Source organism: Agrobacterium sp. MCAB5, from assembly GCF_052114365.1.
GTDB classification, from domain to species: Bacteria; Pseudomonadota; Alphaproteobacteria; order Rhizobiales; family Rhizobiaceae; genus Agrobacterium; species Agrobacterium tumefaciens.
Window position 1 is genome coordinate 1 of record NZ_JBFREP010000238.1, and the last position, 473, is coordinate 473.

The 473-nt window shown below is 52.2% G+C and carries 1 protein-coding gene; it reads left to right on the forward strand.

Features of this window, described 5'->3' with window-relative positions; translation table 11 throughout:
• A partial coding sequence (locus AB4Z23_RS28410) for an SDR family NAD(P)-dependent oxidoreductase (protein WP_441361298.1) occupies positions 1-239 on the forward strand: 239 nt, incomplete at its 5' end.
• Positions 240-473 lie beyond the last annotated feature (234 nt).

The following is a 473-nucleotide window of genomic DNA, read 5'->3' on the forward strand; positions in this document are numbered from 1 at the left end:
AACTGGGGCCACGTCGCATTCGAGTGAATACGATTTGCCCAACGTTTATCGAAACACCAATGACTAAATCCTACTTCGAGGATCCAGCATTCCGCGAATCCGTGCTTTCAAAGATCAAACTCGGCCGCTTGGCTAAAGAAGAAGACATCGTAGGCGCGGCAATCTTTCTAGCATCTGACGCTTCATTAATGATGACCGGCAGTGCCCTGCTACTCGATGGTGGATGGACTGCAGGATGACCCTCCGACGCCCATAAATGGGGACAGCCAACACGTCGTGTGTCGTTGTTGGCGTCCTCACGAGAAAAAGCCAAACCGACCGCGACCAACGGCGCCGTTCTGCAACGGTTGCCAGCACCGAAGGCTGCCGCTCGCCACCATTGTTTCAAAAATCCTGTAGTTCCTTATTTTCTGGAGAAGATATGAAAATTGGAGTGCCTCGAGAACTCTCACCCGGAGAGAACCGTGTAGCGT